This window comes from Bifidobacterium sp. B4079 (genome assembly GCF_026537385.1).
GTDB lineage: Bacteria > Actinomycetota > Actinomycetes > Actinomycetales > Bifidobacteriaceae > Bombiscardovia > Bombiscardovia asteroides_I.
Genome location: NZ_JAFNMH010000001.1, coordinates 624798 through 648666 on the forward strand (window position 1 = coordinate 624798; position 23869 = coordinate 648666).

The following is a 23869-nucleotide window of genomic DNA, read 5'->3' on the forward strand; positions in this document are numbered from 1 at the left end:
CAGTTATCGCCGTGTCCAATTCCGCAGGATAGTCCCTGGTCATCCCCGCCATGGCTTCAGGACGGCGGGTTGGATTTCGGAGGCATCGTAGCGAAAAATCCTAGTGCCGAAATGATGGACCAAAGAGCTCAGCCAGTCGTTTTCTATGGCATATTGGCCCAAATCATGCAAGAGCAAAGGAACGCCCCCGCTACCCCTTATGCCGGAGGCCATCTTAATGTGTCGAGAGGTGTCAAAGACGGCGATGTCACCCAACTACCAGTGATCAGTCGCCGCAGTGCCGTGCAAATATCGATGACGAGCGTAGGCCAGCATTCCATTTTTGCTGTCGTTTATGGCTCGCTCATATCCCTCGCTCCTTCCTTTCCTCCCAGAAATCGTATGAGTTCTGTACTCCCGATCAGTCATAGACCGATTGACATCGCTGACCGTCATGATGCCGGAGTCGTCTTTTGATGGAGCCAAAGCTGCTCCGCCTGGTCACAATACCAGGGTAAATCCTAAAGCGGCCATCCTCTTTGAATGTGTGACAAAAACGCCAGCGACCGTTCGCCCTCCTGCTCGGACATTAATCAGAACAAAGTGTCGCCACGGGACCGGCACACCGGGTATGCACGAACGACGCGTCAGCGGGGAACACGCCGCCCCGACGCGGCCTTGAGAATACAAGGGCTTGGTGTCTGAAGACACCGAGCCCGAGACCGCATAGAGCCTGAATCAAGAGAACACCCGCTACTGTCGATAAAAAATCAGCGGCAAAGATATTGTCTTTGATTACTAGTCGTCCTTATGCCTTCTCCCCCATAGATAGCCCAACAGGCTACCTACAAGTGTCGTGATGACGATAATCCAACCCAAGTTAATTCCCTTTTATCAGCAATATTGTGAAATCCACCACCAAAAAGTTGATCCGCCTACAGCCACGACAGCAGCAAGTGCAGGATTTGCGCCAACCAGCGCCAACACGGCTGCCCATGCGCCATCATGGATAAAAGACCTACGTGTAGGTTACAAGAAGGTAGCACACATTGTTCCTGTAGCCGTATGGGACTGGCCCCTGCGCCTGTAGAAGAAGCTGCTGTTGCTGTGTGCTTCCGGCATCTTCTCTATACTTTCGGCTGCCTTATTAATAAGCTCAGTGAGTGACATGATTATCTGGACCCCGTTGAAATCATTGTATGACATTTCTCCGGAGTCTTAATTCATTGTTACAGACAGTGTGCCTTGTCCTTCAACCTCTACAGAAGAAGCCTTAGTTCCGTGTAATTCACCGCCAAAGAAGATCGGTTTTAGGCCACCGTAAGGGCTTTCCGCAGCTGCTGCGGATGCTGTCAATGGCGTCATAGCTAGGCATGGGAGCATCGCGAGTATAGAAAGAATAGAAGTTACTGTGACGGACCTCTTCATGGCCGCCCCTTCTCGTATGGGATTCCACAACGCCGTAGAATCTACATTAAAGGCATTGAAAACAGCAAAGCTCGCAATATTCACTTGCAATTTCAAGCTGGCAGCAAACCTGAATTAGTCAAAATTCAATGATTTTCATTTATGAAGAAAAGGTCGGTGCACGAAGGAATCGGCCCCATAGGCAAAAGACTGCGTTCGGCTATCTCCTTGCGTTGAACCAATCGGTCATTGCTGCCCAAGCGAGGACTACCACATAGGTAATCCAAGCCAGCTAGAGCAGCCACGGCAGCCACGCGGACTGTCGCCCGTCTGCACGGACAGTAATCAGAACAACGGCACGTACTCGTCGCGTTGTTCGCTGAATCCGGAACGTAACCGGCGGCCCTTGCAAAGTCATGCTCACCGTGCGCATCAAGTGAAGGAGCATCTCCGATGGCTCCGACAGATCGGAGTCTAGTTTCTTCGAGACCAATCTGAGAGATTTTCTCGCCTCGTCGGCGACCACCGAGGCGAACAGCTCCATGCGGGACCCGTCCTTCGACTCCGGAGTCGTCTTTAATGCCCAACCCGGTAGATTCACTGGTGGTGGCTTGGTTGGCTGATGAGGGCGAATTTACAAAAGGAGTAAAGCAGGACGGTGTTCTGCATGCATACGGTGACAACCAGATCCTCGGTGAGGATGATGGACAGAGCAATCGTCTCGCAGCAGCTCCCCGTCGCGCTCCCCGGTCCGTGGAATGCCGACGATGACCATGGTGCATTCATCCTCAACGTCCACACGCGAACTCACCTCATCGTGCAAGGGGGCACGCAGGTCAGCCAAGTCGATGCCAGTGGACTAAGACGTTGACCAACTCAACATCAATAGATGCCGACAGGCATATCCATATAAGCCTTGGAAGCCTTGCTGATCTGCTCGAACCTGGCCGACGTGTCTGGCCGAACCGATAGTAGCAGATAACCAGTTACCGCCGTGTCCAATTCCGCAGGATAGTCCCTGGTCATCCCCGCCATGGCTTCAGGACGGCGGGTTGGATCTTGGAGGCATCGAAGCGAAAATGGCCAGTGACGGGGCGAGGCTCAGCGATCCCAGGTAGTCATTCTCCCTGGCGCGCTGGCCCATCTTGTGCAGAAGCAGGGGAATGCCCCGGCTATCCCTTCTATCAGAGGCCATGCCGATGTGCCAGGAGGCGTTGAAAATGACGATGTCGCCCTGCTGCCACTGGTCAGTTGCCGAAGTGTCGTTGGTCAGACGCTGGGCATGCCGGGACAGGAATACGCCGAGGACCTTGGTGCGCCTGAAGTCGATGTTCGGATCAGGTCTACTGATGACTCCGACATAGGCCACAGGAGACGAGGCAATGTCGGCGTCGACCATGGCCTTCAGATCATAGCCGGCCTGCCGAAAGGCCCTCCAGATCCCGTCGGTGCAGGCGCCTCGGTCATCGGGCGGATAGCCACCCTGATAGTAGCCGCTGTCATAACGAGGATGGCGGAGTGCCTCCTGATGGGCTCAGACACCATGGCCATGTAGTCATCTACACTGTCGTGGTCATAGTCCACAGGAGAAGTCAAAAGCGGATGAGCCGCAGTCTGCTCGGGAGAATACCCAGGAGGGCTGTTGGAAGCGGCCCGTGACCGTTGGCGGAGGAGCTTTCAGCTTGTCTGCCGGAATGATTGTCTGAATGGCGACCAGGCCCGACACCCGTCAGTCTGCCAGCCAGGGCCAAGGAGCCCGCCGCAATCAACGCAAGCGCCAGCAGGAAGGTCGCCCACCGCAGAGCTGTCGTCCGCCGATGGCTGCGGCCGCTGCGGCTTTGCTCTGTCGGCATGGCGGTCATCTCATCCGGTTGCGCAGGGGCCTGCCATCCGTGAACCGGTGAAGATTATCCAGGCAGATTTCCAGAATCTTATCCACGTTGGATGCCAAGTGGGCTCCCCCGGCTACATGCGGGGTAAGCAGGCAGCGTGGCTGGCTCCAGAGCGGATGGTCTTCAGGCAGGGGCTCGGGTTCGGTCACATCCAGGCCTGCACCGAAAATGCCATCCTCATCCAAGGCCTGAGCCAAGGCCATGCAGTCCACGGCATCTCCCCTGCCAGCATTGATCAGCAGGGCGGTGGACTTCATCAAGTCAAGACGATGGCCATCGATGATGTGCCTGGTCTGCGGCGCTGAAGGCAGGGCCAGGGCCACTACATCCATCTCAGGCAGGAGGACATCCAGATCATCGAAACCGCCCAGTCGATCGAACCCATCCACCGGCTGGTCAGGATGGCGCCTGATGCCGGTGGTCCGAGTGCCTACAGACTTGGCCAGTCGAGCGAAAGAGGCTCCGATGTCCCCTGTGCCCAAGACCAGAACCTGGCAGCCACGGGGCGAAAGGACGGCCCCGCGAGGCTGCCAACGACCCATGCGCTGGTTGTCCCGGTAGCCCGGCAGGTCCTTCATCAGGGCCCACATCATGGCGAACATATGCTCGGAGACTGACTGACCGTAGGCGCCGGAGGCACTGGTCAGCACGGCATCCTGGGGCAGGACTCCCGGCTTCAGGTAGGCATCCACGCCCGCGCTGCTGGTCTGCAGCCAAATCAGGTTGCGACAGGCAGCCACCTGTTCGGCCGACGGATTGCCCAAAATGATTGTGGCCTCCGACCGGAAGGATTGAGGGACACCCATGGGCCACTGCATGCGCTGCCGCATGTCCGTACCGACGACGAACTCCTGACGAATGCCCGGTGCTGCCCGAAGGAATTCCTGTCGCTCTCCCTGATCCAAGGGCAGGCAGTTGATGATGAGCTGGTCCCCGGGATGATCCTTGCTCTGCTTTTCAGCCTGCACTTCGGCATCATTTTTGCCTGTCATGGCCCGCCGCCTTTCAGTTGCCGCCGACCCCTTTGGTCGCCCCTTGCCCTCATGCTAGCGCACTTGCAAGCTCATGAATGACCCAAAACCATTCGAGGATATAATCCATCAAATAGCTCACAATCCCTGTAATTCCGGGGCAACACACTGAGTTGCTCCATTCGCCAATCCCGGTGTACTATAAGCAAGGCTTCACCAAGCAAGGCAAGTACGGGGCTATGGCGCAGCTGGTAGCGCGTCTCCATGGCATGGAGAAGGTCGGGGGTTCGAATCCCCCTAGCTCCACAGATAGAATCCCGAGGTCATCTCGGGATTCTTTTTTTATATCAAACACCTCTGCAACCGCGAGAGCCTGGACTAAGATACAGAGCCAAACTCAGTTACGGTATCAACGGACAATCTCAGCCATTAGCCGTCCATACTTTATTGAACCCATACCTTGATCAAGTACTTGATCCTAACTTGCCTGCATTGTTTTTATCTTCCTCTTCATAGGGTGGAACTCGCTCAGATTCCCCTCTGCGTTGCCAGCCGTGCCTGCTCCATCTGTCGCGTCGACAATGTTCCAAGGACCTACAATGATCCTGATGAATAATTTCGCAATCTATCTGCAGACAGATTGATGGACTTATGGCAACGACCCCGGAGGCTTGCGCAACAATGGCCAGAACTGAAAAGGGCGCTCTGGGCGCGCTCACTGGGTCGTCCTTGGGGGACGCTGGGCATGTAGCTCCCGGTATGCCAGCGGGATCCGCGACCGATGACAGCGAGCAGGCACTGATTGTGGCGGAACTGATCATCGAGGGCAAGACACATCGATCCCAAAGAGTTCGTCAAGCGCCTTCTGACCTGGGAGGACGACATGAAGTCGCGCGGATCGCTCGACTTGCTCGGGCCCTCGATGAAACTGGCCCTGGAACAGGTTCGCCGCGGGGCAGACACCATGACCACGGGAAGGACCGGCACTGCTAACGGGGCCGCCATGCGAGTCGCCCCGGTAGGAATAGCCAACAGGCCCGAGTACCGGAGGGCACCTACGAAAGCATGAACCCGGTTTCCGGCGATGTCATCTGCCTAAGCGGGTCTTCATTCTGCTGCAAGGACAACACCCAGAGCCTGGTCGGATTCGCACGTATATGCCAGGGCGAAGCATTTCGGGTTCTCTTCGATGTGGGACCCATGGTGGCCGATATTGAACCGGATGTGCTGCAAACGGTCAACGGACTGCATCCGATCTGGTCGCTGAATGAATGCGAGGGACCAATTCTGGCGGGACGTCTGGGGCGCCAACCCGACGTTCGTGATGAAACCGGACTGGAATGCATCTGCCGTTCACTCTCGCTGGAACTGCATAATCCGGTGGTTCTCAGGGCCGGTGCCCTTGGTGCCAGTTGCTGCCAGACCAGGGATGCAGGGCTGAGCCAGTACATTCCCACCCCTCAGGGTCCACGCCAGAGACACCAATGGTGCAGGCGATGCCCACTCGGGCGTCCTCTGCGCAGGAGCGCTTTCCGCTGCACAGCCAGGTTCAGCTACCTGTCCGGATGAAAAAGCCGTACGAAAGGCTCCTGCCCGCCTGCAAGGGTGACCACCATAAAACCAGGCAAGGGCCAAGCGGCCACCGACTTCATGCTGGCTGCCGCTTGGCCCTTCAGAGGGAGGGCTGAGAAAGAGGACTCAGAACTGTTTGCCCAGCTGATCGGCTGCACGCAGGGCGTGAGCCACATCGGTGGGGGTCACCTCGAAGGGCATGTTACCCATGGTCTCGTCAGGACCGCAGGCATGTTCGCCAACCTTGAGCAGATCCTCATCGCTGGCCTGTCCGATGCCGATCTGCTCCAGGGAGGTGGGCAGGCCCACGCTGCGGAAGAAGTCGTAGACCCTGCGTGTCTCCTCCAGGGGACGATCCTCAAGAACCAGCTGGGCCAAGGTGCCGAAGGCCACCTTTTCACCATGCAGCATGGAGTGGGTGCCATCCAGGACGGTCATCCCGTCATGGATGGCATGGGCAGCAGCCAGGCCGGAGCTTTCGAAGCCTAGTCCACTCAGCAAGGTGTTGGCTTCGATGATCTTCTCCAGGGCGGCTGTGCGCACACCGGCCTTGGCAGCGGCTACGGCCTTGACCCCATCCTCCAACAGGGTGTCACGGCAGAGGCGGGCCAGTGCGAAGGCGGCCATGGTGGCGTGGCCTCCGGTCATGGTCACGGCGTTCGACTGCACGCAGGCTGCTGCCTCATAGTAAGTGGCAAAGGCATCGCCCAGTCCTGATACCAGGAAGCGTACCGGAGCCTTAGCGATGATATCGGTATCCATAAGGACCACGTTGGGGTTGGCAGGCAGGGGCAGGTAACGGTCAAAGACACCCTCAGGCGTGTATAGCACGGACAGTCTGGAGCAGGGGGCATCCGAGGAGGCAGCTGTGGGCACAATCATGACCGGCAGGTGGGCAAAGTGGGCCACGGCCTTGGCGGTGTCCAAGGTCTTGCCGCCGCCGATGCCGATCACCGCGTCCCTGCCGCCCAAATGGGCACGATGGCGGTCGATCTCCTCCATGGAGCACTCGCCGCCGAATTTCATGAGTTCATAGGGGATCCCATCGTGCTCAAAGGAGGTAACAATGTCATCGTGGTAGAGCCCGTCAATGACCGGATCGACGATCAGATGGGCGCCCTTGGTGCCCAGAGCCGCGTATTCCCCAGCCAGCTTTCCCATGGCGCCCTCCTGCTGGACATAGGAGCCTGGAGAGCACAGAACCTTGCGCATATACACACCTTTCTCATTGCTGATCCCGCCTTAGGGACCTGGTCCTTAGTGACGAGCACCTTGCCCGTCAGAAAGTGACACTGGTCACATTATATGGCGGGATGGGTGTGCCGCGCCGACCGACAAGTCAGTTATAGGGAGATGGACTGGTCGTGCCCGTCGGTGACGACAGTGGCGTAGGAGCCGTGCTTGAGGGGCTGGGGGTGGAGCCGGTCGCATCGGCAGACGGCGAAGGCGAGCCCGTGGGGTTCCCTCCCTGCTGCTGACCCTGCCCGGATCCCTCTTCGCTGCCTTGATTCTGATTCGTCCCAGGGTGCTGATTCTGGGGGGCACCCGTGGTCGCCTGATACTCAGGCTCCTCGGTGCGCCGCGCGGGCTTGGAGGGAGTCTCCTCCTGGCTGGGGCTTACCTCCTGGCTGGTCGGTGGGCTGACCACGTTGCGAACCACCTTGTCGGTGCCTTCGCCCTTGGTCAGGGCATTGATGGCTAGGGCGGACAGCAGTACGGCCACCAAGGCGCTGACCACGGAGACGATGATGACGTTGCGGCGGCGCTGATCCAGCTTCTTCTTGCTGTTTGTCGTAATGGAGGCCGCATGGGTCCGTGGACCATTGCTGGATGAGATGGTTCTGCCTGTCTTGGCTGACGACTTTTCGTCACCGACAGGGGGCATGACCTGGGTGGATCCATCGGCAGCATCGCTGGATTTGTCCGAATGACCCTTACCCTGGGCCGGCAACGTCGTGGTCTGCCCATCCGCGACTGAATCGGCATTCGAATCAGCTTTCGAGTCGTCATCGTCCTGGTCAGCACCGCCGACCACGGACTCCTGCAACTTCTGGCCAGAGGCTTCCAAAACATTCTTGTAGATCTGCGAGGCCACGGCAGAGACGATGGAACCTATGGCTACGCCGATAATGGATCCCGCCACGCCGATCTTGGCGGCCAGCCAAAAGGAGGTCATGGCGGCAAGAGCACCGGCGATGATCTGCGCCCATGAAATGTCATGAAAGAACTGCTTCACTCCGACCCCTTTTGATCCAACGGCTGGTTGCTGCGCTCTTATGGTAGCTGGTGGTCATGGCGATACTGTGATGGTCGGCCGACCGCCCAGGAACCTCAGTCGGTCTGGACCAGCCCCCGGGGATTGTCCCAGTCCCCACGCATGGCGATGGCCGGACCGCGATTGTAATCGATCATTGACCAGCGCAGACCGCCGTCTGGCAGGTCTCGCGGCATCAATCGGGCCCAGTGGGCGTTGCGCATGGTGACCAGGCCCAGGTATTCAGGATATGCGCTGGCCATACCCAATAGGGCCTGAAGGGCCTCGGCAATAAAGGACCCATGGGAGAAGACCATGAGATCGGTGTCCGGACCAGCCCGGTGGATCCATCGGTTCAGGGTTTCCAAGCCTCGTTTGCCCACCTGGGCCTTGGTCTCGGCACCGTGGAGCAACTCTCCCCCAGCGCCTCGGGACCAGGATTCGTAATCCTCTGGCCAGCGTTGACGAACCTCCTCGGCACTGGCTCCCTCCCATTCCCCGAAACCGCGTTCACGCAGCCCGGGATCAAAATGAACCGTCTGGCCCAAGGGGTCGGCAAAGGCATGAGCGGTGGCGGCAGCCCGACCCAGGTCAGAAGAGACCACCAGCAGTTGGCGGTCTTGGGGTGCGCCGTCCACGTATTCAGCGCGAAGCTCCTCGGCTGTCCTCTCCGCCTGCCAGCGGCCAACGCTGTTGAGGGGGATGTCGATTTGACCCTGCATCCGATGCCCTGCATTGTATGAGGTCTGCCCATGGCGAACCACGGTCATGGAGCGTACATGCCGTCCATCCTCAACGGCGGTAGCCGAATCAGTCATGGCTTTCCTCAGGATCAGCGAAACGGCTGCGCAGATCATCCGCGTTCAGATCATCCGCCTTGGAGGCCAGCTGGCCGTCCGGGTCATCATCAGCAAGGGTGAGGGGGTGCTCCAGCTGTAGGTCCACCTGGGGACAGTCCTTCCAGAGCCGTTCCAGGTCGTAGTAAGCCCGGGCCTGTTTGTGCATGATGTGGATGACGAAGTCACCGTAGTCCAACAGAACCCACTGGGCCTCCTGGACGCCCTCCCGCGAGCGCGGATCCAGGTTCTTCTGCAGGTGGAGCTGCTTCTCCACCTCCTCGGCGATGGCCAGGACCTGACGTTCGTTGCTGCCGGTGGCCACCATGAAGATGTCGGTGATGGCGATGGGCTGGGAGACGTCGAAGGCCATGATGTCCATGGCCTTGACATCATTGGCAGCCCGAGCGGCCACCCGGACCGCGTCAATGGATTCCTGCAATGCTGGCACTTGTCACGCCTTTCCTTCTTGTGGAACAGATGCTGTCATGGTTACCGCTCCCAAGCGGGCTTCCATTCCGGAACCTGATGCTGGTCATTGGTGGAATAGACCATGGCCCCGTCCTCAACCGGATGGCGGATGACCGATCCTGCTCCGGTGGTGACTCCGTCGCCCACCTGGACAGGTGCTACGAAGAGGTTTCCCGCGCCCACATGCACTTCCGACCCGATCTCAGTGCGGTTCTTGTGCACGCCGTCGTAGTTGGCCGTGATGGATCCGCCTCCTACGTTGCTGTCGTGACCTATATGAGCATCCCCCACATAGGAAAGGTGAGGCACCTTGGTCCCGTGGTCGATGGTGGCCTTCTTCATCTCCACGAAAGCCCCGGCCTTAGTGTCCTCAGCAAGGACGTTGCCAGCCCGCAGATAGGTCCATGGACCAATATTCGCCCGAGCTCCGATCCGGGTTTCCTGCACACGGGAACGTTCCACCTTGGCCTGCGGCTCGACAATGGCGTCAATCAGGGTGGTATAGGGCCCGATGACCGCATCCGAGGCGACCTCGGTATGACCCTGCAGGAAGCAGCCGGGCATGATGACGGCATCCTGCTGGATAACCACATCGTCCTCGATCCAGGTGGTGGACGGATCCAGTATGGTCACCCCCTGGCGCATGAACTCTTGGCAGACCCGCAGGTTGTGAGCCTTGGCCAGAACAGCCAACTGGATCCTGTCGTTGACGCCTTCGACCTTGAGCGGATCAGGCGCAGCGAAAGCCCCGACCCTGCCCAGGCGGCGTGCCGTCTCCAGGGCATCGGTCAGATAGAACTCCCCCTGGGCGTTGCTGTCATCCAGGCCGCGGACCGCCTGTCGCAGCAGGTCCGCCTCGAAGACGTAAACGGAGGTGTTGACCTCCGTGACGGCCAGCTCTGTACCAGTGGCGTCCCGCTGTTCGACGATGCGCAGGACCCGTCCATCCTGGTCACGGATGATGCGGCCGTATCCAGCGGGGTCATCCAGGTTGACCGTCAGCACCGTAGCCCCGTCGCCGGAGCTGACATGGTAGTCGAGCAGGCTGTGCAGTGTGTCCGCATCAAGCAGGGGCATGTCTGAGGCGACGATCAGCACCTGGCCGTCGTGCCGGAGCTCCCCATCCAGCTGGTCTACGGCGCACTGGACCGCACGTCCCGTGCCCGGTCGGCTGTCCTGATGTACGATGCGCACCTGGGGATCGTAGGACCGTGCGGCCTGCGCCACCAGGTCGGCCTGATGATGAACCACCACGGCCGTCAACCCTGGATTCAGGGCAGTCACCGAAGTCATGACCCTCTGCAGGAAGGTCTTGCCAGCCAAGGTATGCAGGACCTTGGGGTGGGCGGAGCGCATGCGAGTGCCCTCGCCCGCGGCCAGAATGATGCCAGCGGTCAGCGTCTGCCCGCCGCTCAAAACTCCACCACCCCGCTCTCAGCGATGTCGATCAGGTCCTTAATGGAGTCCACCACCTGGTCAGGGCGGTAGGGGAAGGTTTCCACCTCGGGTCGTGTGGTGATGCCGGTCAGCACCAGAAAGGTGTTCAGGCCGGCCTCGACTCCGGCAACCACGTCGGTGTCCATCCGGTCGCCGATCATGGCCGTTGTCTCGGAGTGGCCGCCCACCCTGTTCAGGGCAGTGCGGAACATGATGGGATTGGGCTTGCCCACAAAGTAGGGTTCCCGATTGGTGGCCTTGGTCACCAGGGCCGCCACAGCGCCGGCTGCCGGCAAGACGCCGTTCTCGCTGGGGCCGGTGGCATCCGGGTTGGTGCAGATGAAGCGGGCGCCGCCCAGAATCAAGCGGATGGCTGTGGTGATGGACTCAAAGGAGTAGGTCCGAGTCTCGCCCAGGATCACATAGTCCGGGTTGATGTCGGAAAGGATGAACCCGGCCTCGTGCAGGGCCGTTGTCAGCCCGGCCTCGCCGATCACATAGGCCGATCCCCGCGGCATGGTCCGGGATACGAAGTCGGCGGTGGCCAGGGCCGAGGTCCAGATCCGATCCTCAGGCACGTCGATGCCCGAACGACCAAGCCGGGCCGAAAGGTCACGAGGGGTATAGATAGGATTGTTGGTCAGCACCAAATACTGGCGGTTGTTCCGCTTGAGGGTGTCGATGAATTCGGCAGCGCCGGGCAGGGCCGTGTTCTCGTGCACCAGCACGCCGTCCATGTCGGTGAGCCAGGTTTCGATCTTCTTGACTGCCAAGACAGTTCCTTTCGGTTGGTCACCGACCCCAGGGAGGCCGTCTCCGACCGGAATCGGCGAGCGTAAGCTCCCCCACCTGGATTCGAACCAAGACTAAGGGTTCCAAAGACCCGTGTGCTGCCTTTACACCATGGGGGAAAGGCGGAACCCTTCAGGCACCGCCAGGTTCATTATGCCACAGCCGGACGATTACGCCACGCCATGCCGCGCGGCCAGGGCTTTAAGCGAAGAGGAAGCCCTGGCCATGATGGGCCGGGTAGGTGTCGAAGAGCCGGGCCACCGAGCCGTCCTCGAAGACCGCTTTGATGGCCGAGGCCAGCAGGGGCGCGATGGACAGGACGGTCAGGCCATCCCAACGCTTCTCTTGGGGAATGGGAACCGTGTCGGTCAGAATGACCTCCTTGGCCTTGCAGGACTTGAGCCGTTTCACAGCAGGACCGGACATGACGCCATGGGTGGCCACGATGGTAATGGAGTTGGCGCCAGCCTCATCCAGCACGTTGCAAGCCTCGGCGATGGTGCCGCCGGTGTCGATCAGGTCGTCCACCAGCACACAGTCCAGGCCACGCACGTCGCCGACCACCCGGTGGGCCACTGCCTTGTTGGGCTGGGTGATGTCACGAGTCTTATGAATGAAGGCCAGGGGCACGCCTCCCAGGCGCTGGGCCCACTGCTCGGCCACCCGGATGCGGCCGGCATCAGGCGAGACCACGGCCACCTTGGACAGGTCCATCCTGTCACGCACATAATCCACCAGCACAGGCATGGCGATCAGATGGTCCACAGGCCCGTCGAAGAAGCCCTGGGACTGGGCGGCGTGCAGATCTACCGACATGATCCGGTCCGCGCCGGCCGCCTTGAGCAGGTCGAACATGAGCCGACAGGAGATGGGCTCGCGACCCAGATGCTTCTTGTCCTGACGGGAGTAGCCCAGAAGCGGGCAAACTGCCGTGATGGATCGCGCCGAGGCCCTCTTGAGGGCGTCGATCATGATCAGCTGTTCCATGATGGACTTGTTGACCGGGTCAGAGTGGGTCTGCAAAACAAAGACATCTGCTCCACGCACCGACTCCGTATAACGCACATACATCTCGCCGTTGGCAAAATCGTATGCTGTCGTCTCCAGGACGTCAATGCCGAGTTGATCGGCCACGTCCGCCGCGAGTCTGGGATGGGTCCGGCCTGTGACAAGTATGAGATTTTTCCCTGGTCTGCCTTTGAGTATCGCGCTCACCATATCTCCAAACGTTGTTTCGCTGAAGCGGACAGCCTCCATAATAATGGCGCGCGCTGACACAGCAGGGCAGTCCGTGTTGGCGAGTCCGACGGTATGCGAGGCTCAGGAAGCCGAACCGTAGAGCCCATGCTTCTTGATGTACTGCACCACCCCGTCCGGGACCAGGTACCAGACCGGCATGCCCCGGGCCGAACGACGGCGCACGTCCGTGGACGAGATGGACAGGGCCGGTATCTCCAGGGTATCCACCCGCTGGGCGGGCACCTGGAGGTCGTCCAGGCTAGAGGAATAACCTGGTCGGGAGACGGCCACGAACCTGGCCAGATCCCACATCCGGTTGGCATCCTTCCAGCGCATGATTTCGGCCACGGCATCCGCCCCGGTGATGAAGAAGAGGTCGCTGTCGGGGCGCATCCGCTTGATGTCGCGTAAGGTGTCCACGGTATAGGTGATGCCAGGACGCTCGATATCCACCCGGGAGACCGTGAACTTGGGGTTTGAGGCCGTGGCAATCACGGTCATCAGATAGCGGTCCTCGGCATTGGTCACCATCTTGTTCAGTTTGAAGGCCGGGCGGCCGGTGGGCACAAAGATGACCTCATCCAGGTCGTAGACCCAGGCCACCTCCGAGGCAGCCACCAAGTGGCCATTGTGAATGGGGTCGAAGGTGCCGCCCATGATCCCCACCCGGGGCCGACGGTTATGGTAGGCAGGCCTACAGGCCTCGTCAATATCAGATGGCTCCTGCCCAGATTCTCCCTTCTTGGACAGCTCAGACATCATCCGGTTCACCCCTGCTCGCCCTCCCGTCTGGCTTCCGAGGCGTTCTCCTGGTTCTCCGACTCGACCTCTTGACGCATCTGCTCGGCGCTGGGGTTGACCCGGTCAGGATCGATCCGCTCCATGTCGGCATTCCACTCCTCCTGGACCACGCGACGAATCTCGGAGTAGGTGGGCAGGGGGAAGCCCGGCTGATAAGCCCGGCGGACCTGGGCCACACAACCGGTGATAGCTACCAATGAATCAGACAGGTCAGCGATGCGACCCTCCTGTTCCTGTTTTCGGAAGAACGGCACCCGCTCCTCCATGACGGTGATCTCGTGCCTGACCTGATTAAGCTGGTCCTGGTCCAGGTCGTACACATCATCGGCGTGTTCGTCAGGCCATCCAATCAGGACCGCATCGGCGTACTCCAGGCAGGAGCGCTGGTCTGCATCCGGGATGCCGTCCTCGATTTGGACCAGAAAGACGTACCGCAACAGGCTCAGCCGCTCTGAAGCCACCCTCAGCCAGATGCGCGGATTGTCGTGCTCGCGCTGGAAAAGCTCTTCAATCTTTTCGTTCACGGCCTCACCTGCCCCCTGCCGTAGCCGATCCATTTGGTGGTGGTCAGCTCCTGCAGACCCATGGGTCCGCGAGCATGAAGCTTCTGGGTGGAGATACCCAGCTCAGCGCCCATGCCGAACATGCCGCCATCAGTGAATCGCGTTGAGGCATTGACCATGATCACGGCCGAATCCACCCGGCGGGAGAACTCCTCCACGGCCTCGTAGTCCCGGGCCAGGATGGCCTCGGTATGGCCGGTGGAGTGACGGTTGATGTGCTCGATGGCCTGGTCCATGGAGTCCACCACGCGCACCCCCATCTTCAAGTCCAGATACTCACGGTCCCAGTCTTCCGCTTCTGCACAAACCAGCAGTTCTTCAGGCAGATCATGCCCGGCCAAAATGTCCATGGAGACCGCGTCTAGGTGCAACTCGACCTGGGCCTGGGTCAGCGCTTGGGCCACACGTGGCAGGAATTCAGCGGCCGCATCCCGGTGGACGATCAGTTTTTCGGCAGCGTTACAGACGCCCACCCGCTGGGTCTTGGCGTTGACGATGATGGGAATGGCCTGATCCATGTCCACCGAGCGGTCCACGTAAATATGGACATTGCCAGCCCCAGTCTCGATGGTGGGCACAGTGGCCTGCTCAATTACGCTGCGGATCAGCCCTCGGCCACCCCTGGGCACCAGCAGATCGATATGGCCGCGTGCCTTCATCAGAGCTTGGGCCCCTTCGCGACCGTATCGGTCCACGGAAGCCACCAGAGCTGGATCCAACCCTTGCTCACGAAGCACCCCGCCTATCAGCTCCACCAGGGCGCGATTGGTCCGCTCGGCTGCGTGGCCTCCTCGCAGGAGGGCCGCATTGCCGGACTTGAGGCAGAGGGCCACCACATCGATGGTGACATTGGGCCGAGCCTCATAAATCATGGCCACCACGCCCAAGGGAACCCGCACCTGATTGAGCCGCATGCCATTGGGCATGTCATGGCCGCGAACCACCTCGCCCAGGGGATCAGGCAGCCCGGCCACCATGCGCACGCCCCGGGCGGCATCCGCGATACGAACCTTGTCCAAGCGCAGACGGTCAATCAGACCGGCACTCATTCCTTCTTCAAAAGCCTGGGCGCAGTCCTGCTCATTGACTGCGGCAATCTGATCGGCCTGATCGATCAGCGCATCAGCCAAGGCCAGCAAGAGTGCATTCCTGGCCTGGCCAGTCATGCCTGCCAGACCTGCCTGTGCAGCAGCCGCCACATCGGCCATGGCGCAGACCCGATCGAGCACATCCTGACGATGGGAGTTCCCGCTTTCACTCATGTTCGTCAGATCCTTTCGCCCTCGCGGGTCCGCCAGACCCATATTCTGTACCGATTGTAATCCTCACTGAGGGCAATAATGACAGGAAGACGGAGGGCATTGTTCACCTGCCACCCCCAACCGCCTGTCAGTGGGTCTGGTCCAGCTCAGGATAAAGCGGGAAGGCCTCGACCAGCCGGTCCACCCGGGTCTTGAGAGCATCCAGATCCGCCTGGGGGCCCTGAGCCAGTGCAGTGCCGATCACGTCGGCCACCTCCTCGTACTGGGCCGGGCCGAAACCGCGAGTAGCCAGCGCCGAGGTTCCGATTCGCAGACCAGAGGCCACAGAGGCCGGGCGCGGATCAAAGGGCACCGTATTGCGATTGACGGTGATGCCGATCTTGGCCAGCAGGTCCTCCCCCTGACGGCCGTCCATCTCGCTGTTGCGCAGATCCACCATGACCAGGTGGACATCTGTCCCACCTGTGAGCACGGTGATGCCGTTGTCGGCCACATCCTTGGCCATCAGCCGCTCAGCCAGAATCCGGGCTCCCTCCAGTGTGCGCTCCATCCGCTCCTTGAATTCAGGCGTGCCGGCCAGCTTGAAAGCCACAGCCTTAGCGGCGATCACATGCATGAGCGGGCCGCCCTGGTTGCCGGGAAAGACCGAGGAGTTGAGCTTCTTGGCATACTCCTGACGGGCCAGAATGAACCCGGAACGGGGTCCGCCCAGGGTCTTGTGGGCCGTGGAGGAGACCACATCGGCATAGGGCACCGGGCTGGGATGCAGACCGGCCGCAACCATGCCGGCAAAGTGGGCCATATCCACCCAGAACTTGGCTCCGACCTCGTCGGCGATCTCCTTCATGGCTGCAAAGTCCTCAATACGCGGATAGGCGCTCCAACCGCCGATAATCAGGGCCGGATGGGTCTCCAGGGCCCGCTGGCGGATGATCTCGGGCTCGATGAGGAAGGTATCCGGATCGACCCCGTAGGATTCAGCATGGTAAAAACGTCCGGAGAAGTTGATCTTCATTCCGTGGGTCAAGTGACCACCATGGTCCAGGGCCAGTCCCAGCACAGTGTCGCCGGGCTTGATCAGGGCCTGGTAGACAGCGGCGTTGGCCTGGGCGCCCGAATGAGGCTGGACGTTGGCATACTCGGCGCCGAACAGGGCCTTGGCGCGGTCCCGGGCCAGGTTCTCGATCTGGTCCACCCACTCGCATCCGCCGTAGTAGCGTCTGCCTGGATAGCCCTCGGCATACTTGTTGGTCAGCACGGATCCCTGGGCCTGTAAGACGGCCTTGGGCACAAAGTTCTCAGAGGCGATCATCTCCAGACCGCCGCGTTGACGCTCCAACTCCCCATCCAGCAGTGCAGCGATCTCCGGATCCACCTGCGAGATCGAAGAGTTCAGGACATCGTAGGATTGCTGTACCGGCTTCTCTTCGACCATGGGCCATTCCTTTGCCTTTGACTTACAGCCTCGGATACAGGGCTGGTGGGCAACACTGTACGCCATGCCGGCCCCTGGCAGGCCCTGACGTCCATAGACGGTTTCCTCCGCGAGCCGAGCAGAGCAATGGCTCGGACCCCTGCGCGGGGTAGAATGCCCTGGTAACGATCTGTTCGGCGACATGGCGGAGGGGCAGGCAACCATGAGCACATACCACAGCACCCGAGGCGGCCAGGAGCAGCTGCAGTCCAAGCAGACCATCAGACGAGGCCTGGCCCCTGACGGCGGACTCTACATTAGCGATGAACTTGACGCTCTGACCATTGACCCTGCCTCGGTTGCCGGCCTGGACTACAAGGGTACGGCCAAACTGGTCCTTTCGGGACTGCTGAGCGACTACTCTTCCGCTCAACTGGATTCCTGCCTGGACGCAGCATACGGGGAACAGTGGTCCGATCCGGCAATCACCCCTCTGGTGGACCTGGGCGGCAACGACTTCGTACTGGAGCTCTTCCGCGGACCCACCTCGGCCTTCAAGGACGTGGCCCTGCAGCTTCTGCCGGGACTGATGGCCCTGGCCGGGGACGATGGCGAACGGATCATGGTGCTCACAGCCACCTCCGGAGACACGGGCAAGGCGGCGCTGGCCGGATTCGCAGACGCGCCGGGCACAGGCATCACCGTCTTCTATCCTGAGGGCAAGGTCAGTCAGATCCAACGCCTGCAGATGGTCACACAACAGGGCGGCAACCTGCGGGTCTGTGCGGTTCGAGGCAATTTCGACGATGCCCAGTCTGCAGTCAAGTCCATCTTCGCCGACGCCGACCTGGCCCGCGAACTGGAGAAGAAAGCCTCGACCGTCCTCTCGTCGGCCAACTCCATCAATGTGGGCCGCCTGGCCCCGCAGGTCGTCTACTACTTCCGGGCCTATGGGTCCCTGATGGAACGAGGAGTGATCAGACCTGGAGATCCGGTCGAATTCTGTGTGCCCACCGGCAACTTCGGCGATGTGCTGGCCGGATACTACGCCAAGATGATGGGCCTGCCGGTGGCCCGCCTGACCGTGGCTTCGGACCGCAACCGGGTCCTCAGCGACTTCCTGACCACAGGCGTCTATGACCGCAACCGCCCCTTCTACACCACCACCTCCCCCAGCATGGACATCCTAATCTCCTCCAATCTGGAGCGGATGCTCTACTACATGGCCGACGGCGACACCAAACTGATCGCCTCGCTTATGGCCGACCTGGAGTCCACGGGACGCTACCAGGTGCCCGAAGCCGTCATGGCCAGAATCCGCGGGCTCTTCTCCTGTGGTTGGGCCGACGAAAACCAGGTGGCATCAGCCATCAGCAGCTGCTGGGAGGACCGAGGATACCTGATCGATCCGCACACGGCCTGCGGTTACCAGGTCATGACCAGGCAGACCGACAGGGATCCTGCAGTTCCTCGGGTACTGCTGTCTACAGCAAGCCCCTACAAATTCCCCCGGGTGGTCTGCCAATCCCTGGGCCTGAAGACCCCGGACAGCGACTTCGCATGCATGGACATCCTGGCCGAGTCCACCAACACCAGGCCCCCCAAGGCTCTGCGCGCCTTGGAAAACGCACCTGTGCGCTTCCAGGACTGCATCAATACCGGAGACATGGCTGACTACGTCCGCCACGCGGTCATGCAGTTCTGAAAGTTAACCGAATTGGCTCAGAGCTCCTTCCTGGCATAGACCTTACGAGATATTACTATCGAAACCATGTCAACCGCCAGAATCAACGCCAGCCCGAGGAGCACTGGCCGCCACAGGCCGAATGTCAGAAATCGCATGATTGAATTCCAGAAGGCCCCCCAGTCAAAGGGCAGCCAACAACCGATAAAGGCTATTACCGTCATCAAACCAAGAAGCGCCACAAGAACTATCATAGCTTTAGCTGGTTCCATCCAGTAAAACAAGGGCGCAACTACTGCAAAAAGCAAGGACCCCAACAGGAACATCCCCAAGGTAAACAAAACGGTGTCGCGCCAATGGTCCTGACCCTGCAAATACGAATCAGTAACGCAGAAAAAGAATATTGAACAGCCGCAGGAATAAACCAGGCTCAGCAGACTTACAGCAGCATAGCGTCCGAATACCTGGTGATCACGTGTGATGGGCAGCAGGCCGTTCAAACGAATTGCCGTATTGCTGAACTCGGCGAACAAACTGAGTGCCAAGCCGAAAATCATACCGACCTCCATGCCGACTACCATTGTCGTCAATACACCCCGTGCATCATCCCCATCATTGCCTGTCAGAGCCATGACTGTGTTTAGCAGGATGCCGATGACAGGCACGGACATGAAAATCAGCACAGCAACCCACGCCCTCCCTGCTCCTGAGAAACGCTGCAGGTCCAACCTGATCTGCTTGACTGTCGCCTTCATACCTCAATCTCCTTATTCTTGTCGGCCGTAGCAGGTGAGCCCGCGGTCAGTCTGATAAGGTTGTCAAAGTCGGCACACTCCACCAGATAGCGGTCCTCTGAAGGCTCCACTGCGGCAGGGCAAGCCGATGCCAGAAAATCATCCAAGTGTTCAGTGGGCACCAGAGCCTCGAAACCTGTGGCGGAACGCTGCAAGCCCATCAAATAAGGCATTTGCGCTCTAGTCAGATCGTCCGGCCCCCCTCTCACGACCTGAAAGGCCTCCATCAGCTCGTCCTTGGGGCCGGTGTAGAAGACCGACCCTCGATTGATATAGGTAACGAAGTCGGCCACCCGTTCGAGATCCGCGGTGATGTGGGTGGAGAAAAGCACCGAGTGCCGACCGTCACCGATGTAGTCCAGCAGAATATCCATGAGCTCGTCCCTGGCCAGGATATCCAGGCCGCTGGTGGGCTCATCCAGAATCAAGAGCCTTGCATCGTGGCTAAGGGCGACAGCCAGCATCAGTTTCATCTGCATTCCACGGGAGAGCTTGCCGATTTTGCGGTTCTCTTGTAGACCAAACCGACGCAGATAGTACTGATAGCGATCACTGTTCCAAGATGGATACATGGGTGCCATCACTGGCTCGACAGCCTTGACCTTCCATGCCTCTAAGAAATAAATTGAATCGAAAACCACTCCGAGATCCGCTTTGACATCCTCCTCCTGGCTCAAAGGATCACGGCCCAGAATGCTGATCTCTCCGCTGTCTCGGCGGGTCATATTCAGCAAGAGCCTGATAAGGGTGGATTTGCCTGCGCCATTGGGGCCTATCAATCCCATGATGTAGCCCAAGGGCAGGTCCATAGTGACCTGGTGCAGGCGGAAACCTGTGCCGTCAGCCTTGACATAGCTTTTACCCAGGTCACTGACGCGCAGGGCATAGTCGGCCCCTTCGCCAGAAGTCCTCATCAACGGTGACGCATACATGCTGCTATTCCTTTCCTTCTCCGGACGCGGGTCCAGGACCCCTGTTGCCAAGCAGGCCGTCGAGCAGGCCGCGAATTTGGTCCGGCTTCATGCCGGCCCGACGAGCCGTATCGACCGCCTCCCCCAGCAGGGACTGCACGCGGTTCTCCAGATGCTGCCGCATGACCTGGTCGCCGCTGTCGGCCACGAAGGTACCCTTGCCTTGAATGTTCTCCACCAAGCCCTCTTGAGCAAGTTCGGTATAGGCGCGGGTCACGGTCAGCACGGACACCCTGAGCTCCTGTGAGAGACGTCGCAGGGAAGGCAGTCCCTCTCCCGCTCTCAGGTCTCCGGTCAGGATGGCCGAACGTATCTGGTCCTCAATCTGCCGATATATCGGCTGTCCGGACAGGGATGAGATGATCAGCTTCATCCAAGCCCCTTTCATTGATCGTCGGCACGACCTTGGCTGGGCTGTACCAGTGTTCATGTATACACTATAACAGTTCAATCACAAAGAGAAACTCGCTGCTGATCTTCCAAGGACGGGGTTCGGGAATTAATGGATACGGTTCTGTAGTGCTGAGACCCAGCCGATCACAACTTCGGGCAAAATTCATTTGGACCAGGTCATCGCCGCATTGCTCATGCCGAGGGCGGATACGGTGTCATCGATGAAGATCCAGCATGGGTGTTACCACACGGTCATCTACAGTCAATTACCCACTTTCAAAGCATCAGAATGACGGATGTCGAGCAGCAGCGGCAAGGCCACAAAAGGCAGCAATGTCGCTAAAACTTGTCAAAGTCACTGAATTGACGGACATTGGCGCGACAAAGTACAGGCAGCAACCAGACCTATCGGGCCTGGAACCTGCTGGAGGACAGGAGCTCCCGGGCGTGCCTCAGGGAGGTCGTGGACTCGCTGCCAGCCAGCATCCGGGCGATTTCCCGCTCTCTGTCCTCGCCCTCTACCTGGTGGACCAGAGTTTCTACGGCATCGCCGCCCTCCCGGCCTTTGGCCACGACGAACTGTCGATCGGCCCAGGAAGCCACCTGCGGCAGATGGGTGACCACAATCACCTGGGCGGTGACAGCCAATCTGGCCAGACGACGACCCAGCTCCACGGCAGCTCGACCGCCGACGCCCGCATCCACTTCGTCGAAGATGAAGGTCATCGTCGGTCCGCCGACCTGGGGATCAAGGCTAGTATGTCCATCACCAGGCTCGTCAGGTCCTGATGAGTCATGGCCTTCGGCGGCCACCAGCTCCAAGGCCAGCATGAGCCGGCTGAGTTCGCCGCCCGAGGCGCTCTTGCCCATGGGCAGAAGATCCGACCCAGGATATGGCCTGAAGAGAAAGTCGATCTGGTCCAGACCATGCGCGTCCATGTCCTGGTCCTGGCGTGGTCTGACACGGATCTCCAACCCAGCGCCCGCCATGGCCAGGGAGTGCAATTCACCGTCGACAAGTTCGCTCAGCCTTCGTGCAGCCTTGGCCCGTGAGACAGACAGAGCCCGGGCAGCCTTCAAAGCGCTTCCGCGAAACTGCTCAACCTGGCTTTGAAGCTCCTCCAGCTTCTCGGGTGAGGCATCCATGTCCTCAAGTTCAAATGCAGCCTTCTTGCGCCAGGCCAGAACGTCGTCGATGTCCGGTCCCCAGCGTCGGGTGAGTTCATCCAGATCGTGAATGCGAGCGTTGATCTTGTCCAGATCGCCCTCCTGGCCTTCGTCATCCAGCTGGCTGCTCAGGGTGAAGACCAGGTCAGACAGATCGGCATTCAATGAGCGCAGCCGCTGGGCCGACTCCTGAAAGACCCCCTCCACACCTATGTCCTCCAGGGCGGCAATGGCTCGTTCTACCAGGGCCGTGGCCGATGGAGCGTCGGCGTCAGGGTCGATCTGGCCAGAGTCCAAAGCGGACAGTGCGGACATGACACCCTGGCTGATCTGAGCAGCGTGCTCGATTCTGTCCCGCTGAGCCTTGAGTTCGCGATCCTCGCCGGAATGGGGGTCTACCCGGTCGATCCGGGCGATGGATTCACGGAGATAATCAGCCTGGGCCATAGCGCCGGACTGTTGGTTGCGCAGCTCCTCCATATGGCCCTGGGCCTGTCGATACTGCCTCCAGGCCTTGGAAAAAGCCTCCAGCTGCGGACCGTCACCGGCATAGGCATCCAAAAAATCGCGCTGCCGGGCAGGACTGGCCATACGCATCTGATCCGCCTGGCCATGAACGGTAACCAGCATTCCAGCCACCTCCTCCAGCAGGCCTCGAGGAGCCTTCCTGCCGTTCAGGGCGGCACGGGAACGCCCCTTGACAGGCATGGTCCTCGCCAAGAAGATCTGCCCCTCATCTTCCAAGGGCAGGCCCGCATCGGTTATGGCAGCGGTCACTGGATCCTCGGCTCCTGCCGCTACAGCATCGAAAATCCCCTGGACCCAGGACTCGCGTGCTCCAGGCGACACCAGTTGAGGACGGGCGGCGGACCCCGAGATCAGCCTGATGGCGTTGAGCAGCATGGACTTGCCAGCCCCGGTCTCCCCGGTGATGGCCGTCATGCCAGCGGCAGGCCGTAGCAGGGCATGATGGATGGGACCAAGGTCCCGGACTTCCAGCTCTTCCAGCATCAGTGCTCCTTGTTTGACTCCTGCGGGTCCCCCTGGTCCTGCCCCTTCTCAGCCGTCGAGGGGCGATGCTGCTCCCTCCAGCCGACCACCGGCAGGTCAAACTTGGAGACCAGCCGTCTGGTGAAGGGCACCCCGGACAGCCTGGCCAGCCTCAGGATGTCGTGGGACTGCCGCACCACAATGCGGGACCGCCTGGGCACGGGCCGCTGACGGCGCCCGTCATTGCAGATCCAGCCAGCCGACTGGGAATCACCCAGAATATCCAGGGTGAACTGCGAATTTGGGCCGATGATCAGGGACCGGGCAAAAAGGGCGTGGGCAGCTATGGGCACCATCTGCAGCGACTGCGCATCAGGCCAAACGATAGGCCCGCCCACCGAAAAAGCGTAGGCCGTCGATCCGGTCGGTGTAGCCACAATCATGCCGTCGCAGCCGAAGGAGCTCATCTCCACATCGTCTACTCTGACCGATACCTCGATCATCTTGCCCCGATCATACCGTTCCAGGGTCATGTCGTTAAGGGCCCAGTCGCTCAGTGGCCGATCGGCTCCGGGTATCCACAGGTCCACATGGGCCACCATGCGCTCGTCAATGGAATAGTCATGATCGGCCACCCGCCGAATGGCTTCCCCTATCTGGAAGCTCTCGAACTCCGCCAGGAACCCCACGTGACCCAGATTGACCCCCAGGATGGGCACCTCGGTACCCTTGACCAGCTCTGCAGCCCTCAGAATGGTCCCGTCGCCGCCCAGAACGATAACGATCTCGGTGTCGTCGGCCACCTTTTGGCTGGGGCTGCCGAATTCCGGGACGGCGATGTTGTCGAAAATCGAGACACGAAATCCGTCCCGGCGCAGCTGTTCCTCGACCTCGTCAACCAGATGGCCGCTTGCCCGGACCCGGCTGTGCGTGACCACGACAGCGCTACGAGCACCCATGGGGCCTCCCTTCCGGCATCA

At 60.1% G+C, this 23869-nt stretch carries 19 protein-coding genes, 2 tRNA genes and 2 pseudogenes; 3 read left to right on the forward strand and 20 right to left on the reverse strand.

Annotated elements, in window-relative coordinates:
- Positions 1-2025 precede the first annotated feature (2025 nt).
- The 3 genes and pseudogenes from J3T95_RS09195 to J3T95_RS02695 form a co-directional block, all read right to left on the reverse strand.
- A pseudogene (locus J3T95_RS09195) lies at positions 2026-2294 on the reverse strand (magnesium transporter CorA family protein); the annotation flags it as partial.
- Between the two features lie 131 nt (positions 2295-2425).
- Positions 2426-2860: pseudogene (locus tag J3T95_RS02690) on the reverse strand (DUF1287 domain-containing protein); the annotation flags it as partial.
- A 384-nt stretch (positions 2861-3244) separates the two neighbouring features.
- Positions 3245-4270, reverse strand: a complete 1026-nt coding sequence (locus J3T95_RS02695) for a D-2-hydroxyacid dehydrogenase (RefSeq protein WP_267450307.1) — start codon at positions 4268-4270, stop codon at positions 3245-3247.
- A 212-nt stretch (positions 4271-4482) separates the two neighbouring features.
- On the opposite strand from J3T95_RS02695, the gene J3T95_RS02700 reads away from it, so the two are divergent.
- Together J3T95_RS02700 and J3T95_RS02705 are read left to right on the forward strand one after the other, a co-directional pair.
- Positions 4483-4555: transfer RNA gene (locus J3T95_RS02700), tRNA-Ala, on the forward strand.
- A 577-nt stretch (positions 4556-5132) separates the two neighbouring features.
- On the forward strand, positions 5133-5318 hold the full coding sequence (locus tag J3T95_RS02705) for an ADP-ribosylglycohydrolase family protein (protein WP_267450308.1): 186 nt from the start codon (positions 5133-5135) through the stop codon (positions 5316-5318).
- Positions 5319-5947: 629 nt separating this feature from the next.
- Here J3T95_RS02705 and J3T95_RS02710 read toward each other — a convergent pair.
- The 12 genes from J3T95_RS02710 to glyA all read right to left on the reverse strand — a co-directional run bounded on the left by J3T95_RS02710 (position 5948) and on the right by glyA (position 16911).
- Entirely contained in the window at positions 5948-7033 is a 1086-nt protein-coding gene (locus J3T95_RS02710) for a glycerol dehydrogenase (protein WP_267450309.1), read from the reverse strand.
- 127 nt (positions 7034-7160) lie between these two features.
- The gene (locus J3T95_RS02715) at positions 7161-8057 is read right to left on the reverse strand and encodes a hypothetical protein (RefSeq protein ID WP_267450310.1); all 897 of its coding nucleotides are present in this window, start codon (positions 8055-8057) and stop codon (positions 7161-7163) included.
- Between the two features lie 95 nt (positions 8058-8152).
- Positions 8153-8893, reverse strand: coding sequence for a histidine phosphatase family protein (locus J3T95_RS02720; protein WP_220237193.1), 741 nt, complete (start codon positions 8891-8893; stop codon positions 8153-8155).
- A complete protein-coding gene (rsfS, locus tag J3T95_RS02725; protein WP_220237192.1) occupies positions 8886-9362 on the reverse strand; it encodes a ribosome silencing factor in 477 nt (158 codons plus the stop codon). Before rsfS ends, J3T95_RS02720 begins: the two co-directional genes overlap by 8 nt.
- Positions 9363-9403: 41 nt before the next feature.
- Complete coding sequence (glmU, locus tag J3T95_RS02730; RefSeq protein ID WP_267450575.1) at positions 9404-10780, reverse strand: bifunctional UDP-N-acetylglucosamine diphosphorylase/glucosamine-1-phosphate N-acetyltransferase GlmU; 1377 nt, start codon at positions 10778-10780, stop codon at positions 9404-9406.
- Between the two features lie 14 nt (positions 10781-10794).
- Entirely contained in the window at positions 10795-11592 is a 798-nt protein-coding gene (locus J3T95_RS02735) for an HAD-IIA family hydrolase (RefSeq protein WP_220237190.1), read from the reverse strand.
- 67 nt (positions 11593-11659) lie between these two features.
- Positions 11660-11730, reverse strand: a tRNA-Gln gene (locus J3T95_RS02740).
- An 82-nt stretch (positions 11731-11812) separates the two neighbouring features.
- Entirely contained in the window at positions 11813-12829 is a 1017-nt protein-coding gene (locus J3T95_RS02745) for a ribose-phosphate diphosphokinase (RefSeq protein ID WP_220237189.1), read from the reverse strand.
- A gap of 102 nt (positions 12830-12931) precedes the next feature.
- Positions 12932-13612, reverse strand: coding sequence for a nicotinate-nucleotide adenylyltransferase (gene nadD, locus J3T95_RS02750; protein WP_220237188.1), 681 nt, complete (start codon positions 13610-13612; stop codon positions 12932-12934).
- 5 nt (positions 13613-13617) lie between these two features.
- Entirely contained in the window at positions 13618-14175 is a 558-nt protein-coding gene (locus J3T95_RS02755; RefSeq protein ID WP_267450311.1) for a phosphoribosylglycinamide synthetase, read from the reverse strand.
- The gene (locus J3T95_RS02760) at positions 14172-15485 is read right to left on the reverse strand and encodes a glutamate-5-semialdehyde dehydrogenase (protein WP_396020004.1); all 1314 of its coding nucleotides are present in this window, start codon (positions 15483-15485) and stop codon (positions 14172-14174) included. Before J3T95_RS02760 ends, J3T95_RS02755 begins: the two co-directional genes overlap by 4 nt.
- A 118-nt stretch (positions 15486-15603) precedes the next feature.
- Positions 15604-16911: a serine hydroxymethyltransferase gene (gene glyA / locus J3T95_RS02765; protein WP_267450312.1), complete on the reverse strand. Its 1308-nt coding sequence runs from the start codon at positions 16909-16911 to the stop codon at positions 15604-15606.
- A gap of 202 nt (positions 16912-17113) precedes the next feature.
- Here glyA and thrC point away from each other — a divergent pair, with 202 nt between their 5' ends.
- The gene (gene thrC / locus J3T95_RS02770; RefSeq protein ID WP_267450313.1) at positions 17114-18595 is read left to right on the forward strand and encodes a threonine synthase; all 1482 of its coding nucleotides are present in this window, start codon (positions 17114-17116) and stop codon (positions 18593-18595) included.
- Positions 18596-18612: 17 nt separating this feature from the next.
- On the opposite strand, the gene J3T95_RS02775 is transcribed toward thrC, so the two are convergent.
- The 5 genes from J3T95_RS02775 to J3T95_RS02795 form a co-directional block, all read right to left on the reverse strand.
- Entirely contained in the window at positions 18613-19329 is a 717-nt protein-coding gene (locus tag J3T95_RS02775) for an ABC-2 transporter permease (protein ID WP_267450314.1), read from the reverse strand.
- Complete coding sequence (locus J3T95_RS02780) at positions 19326-20282, reverse strand: ABC transporter ATP-binding protein (RefSeq protein ID WP_416378742.1); 957 nt, start codon at positions 20280-20282, stop codon at positions 19326-19328. The genes J3T95_RS02775 and J3T95_RS02780 overlap by 4 nt, the downstream gene beginning before the upstream one ends.
- A gap of 22 nt (positions 20283-20304) precedes the next feature.
- Positions 20305-20712 carry a GntR family transcriptional regulator gene (locus J3T95_RS02785; RefSeq protein WP_267450316.1) on the reverse strand — a complete coding sequence of 136 codons (408 nt, stop codon included), beginning with the start codon at positions 20710-20712 and terminating at the stop codon, positions 20305-20307.
- 425 nt (positions 20713-21137) lie between these two features.
- On the reverse strand, positions 21138-22910 hold the full coding sequence (locus J3T95_RS02790; RefSeq protein ID WP_267450317.1) for a DNA repair protein RecN: 1773 nt from the start codon (positions 22908-22910) through the stop codon (positions 21138-21140).
- Positions 22910-23848, reverse strand: coding sequence for an NAD kinase (locus J3T95_RS02795; RefSeq protein WP_220237179.1), 939 nt, complete (start codon positions 23846-23848; stop codon positions 22910-22912). Before J3T95_RS02795 ends, J3T95_RS02790 begins: the two co-directional genes overlap by 1 nt.
- Between the last annotated feature and the right edge of the window lie 21 nt (positions 23849-23869).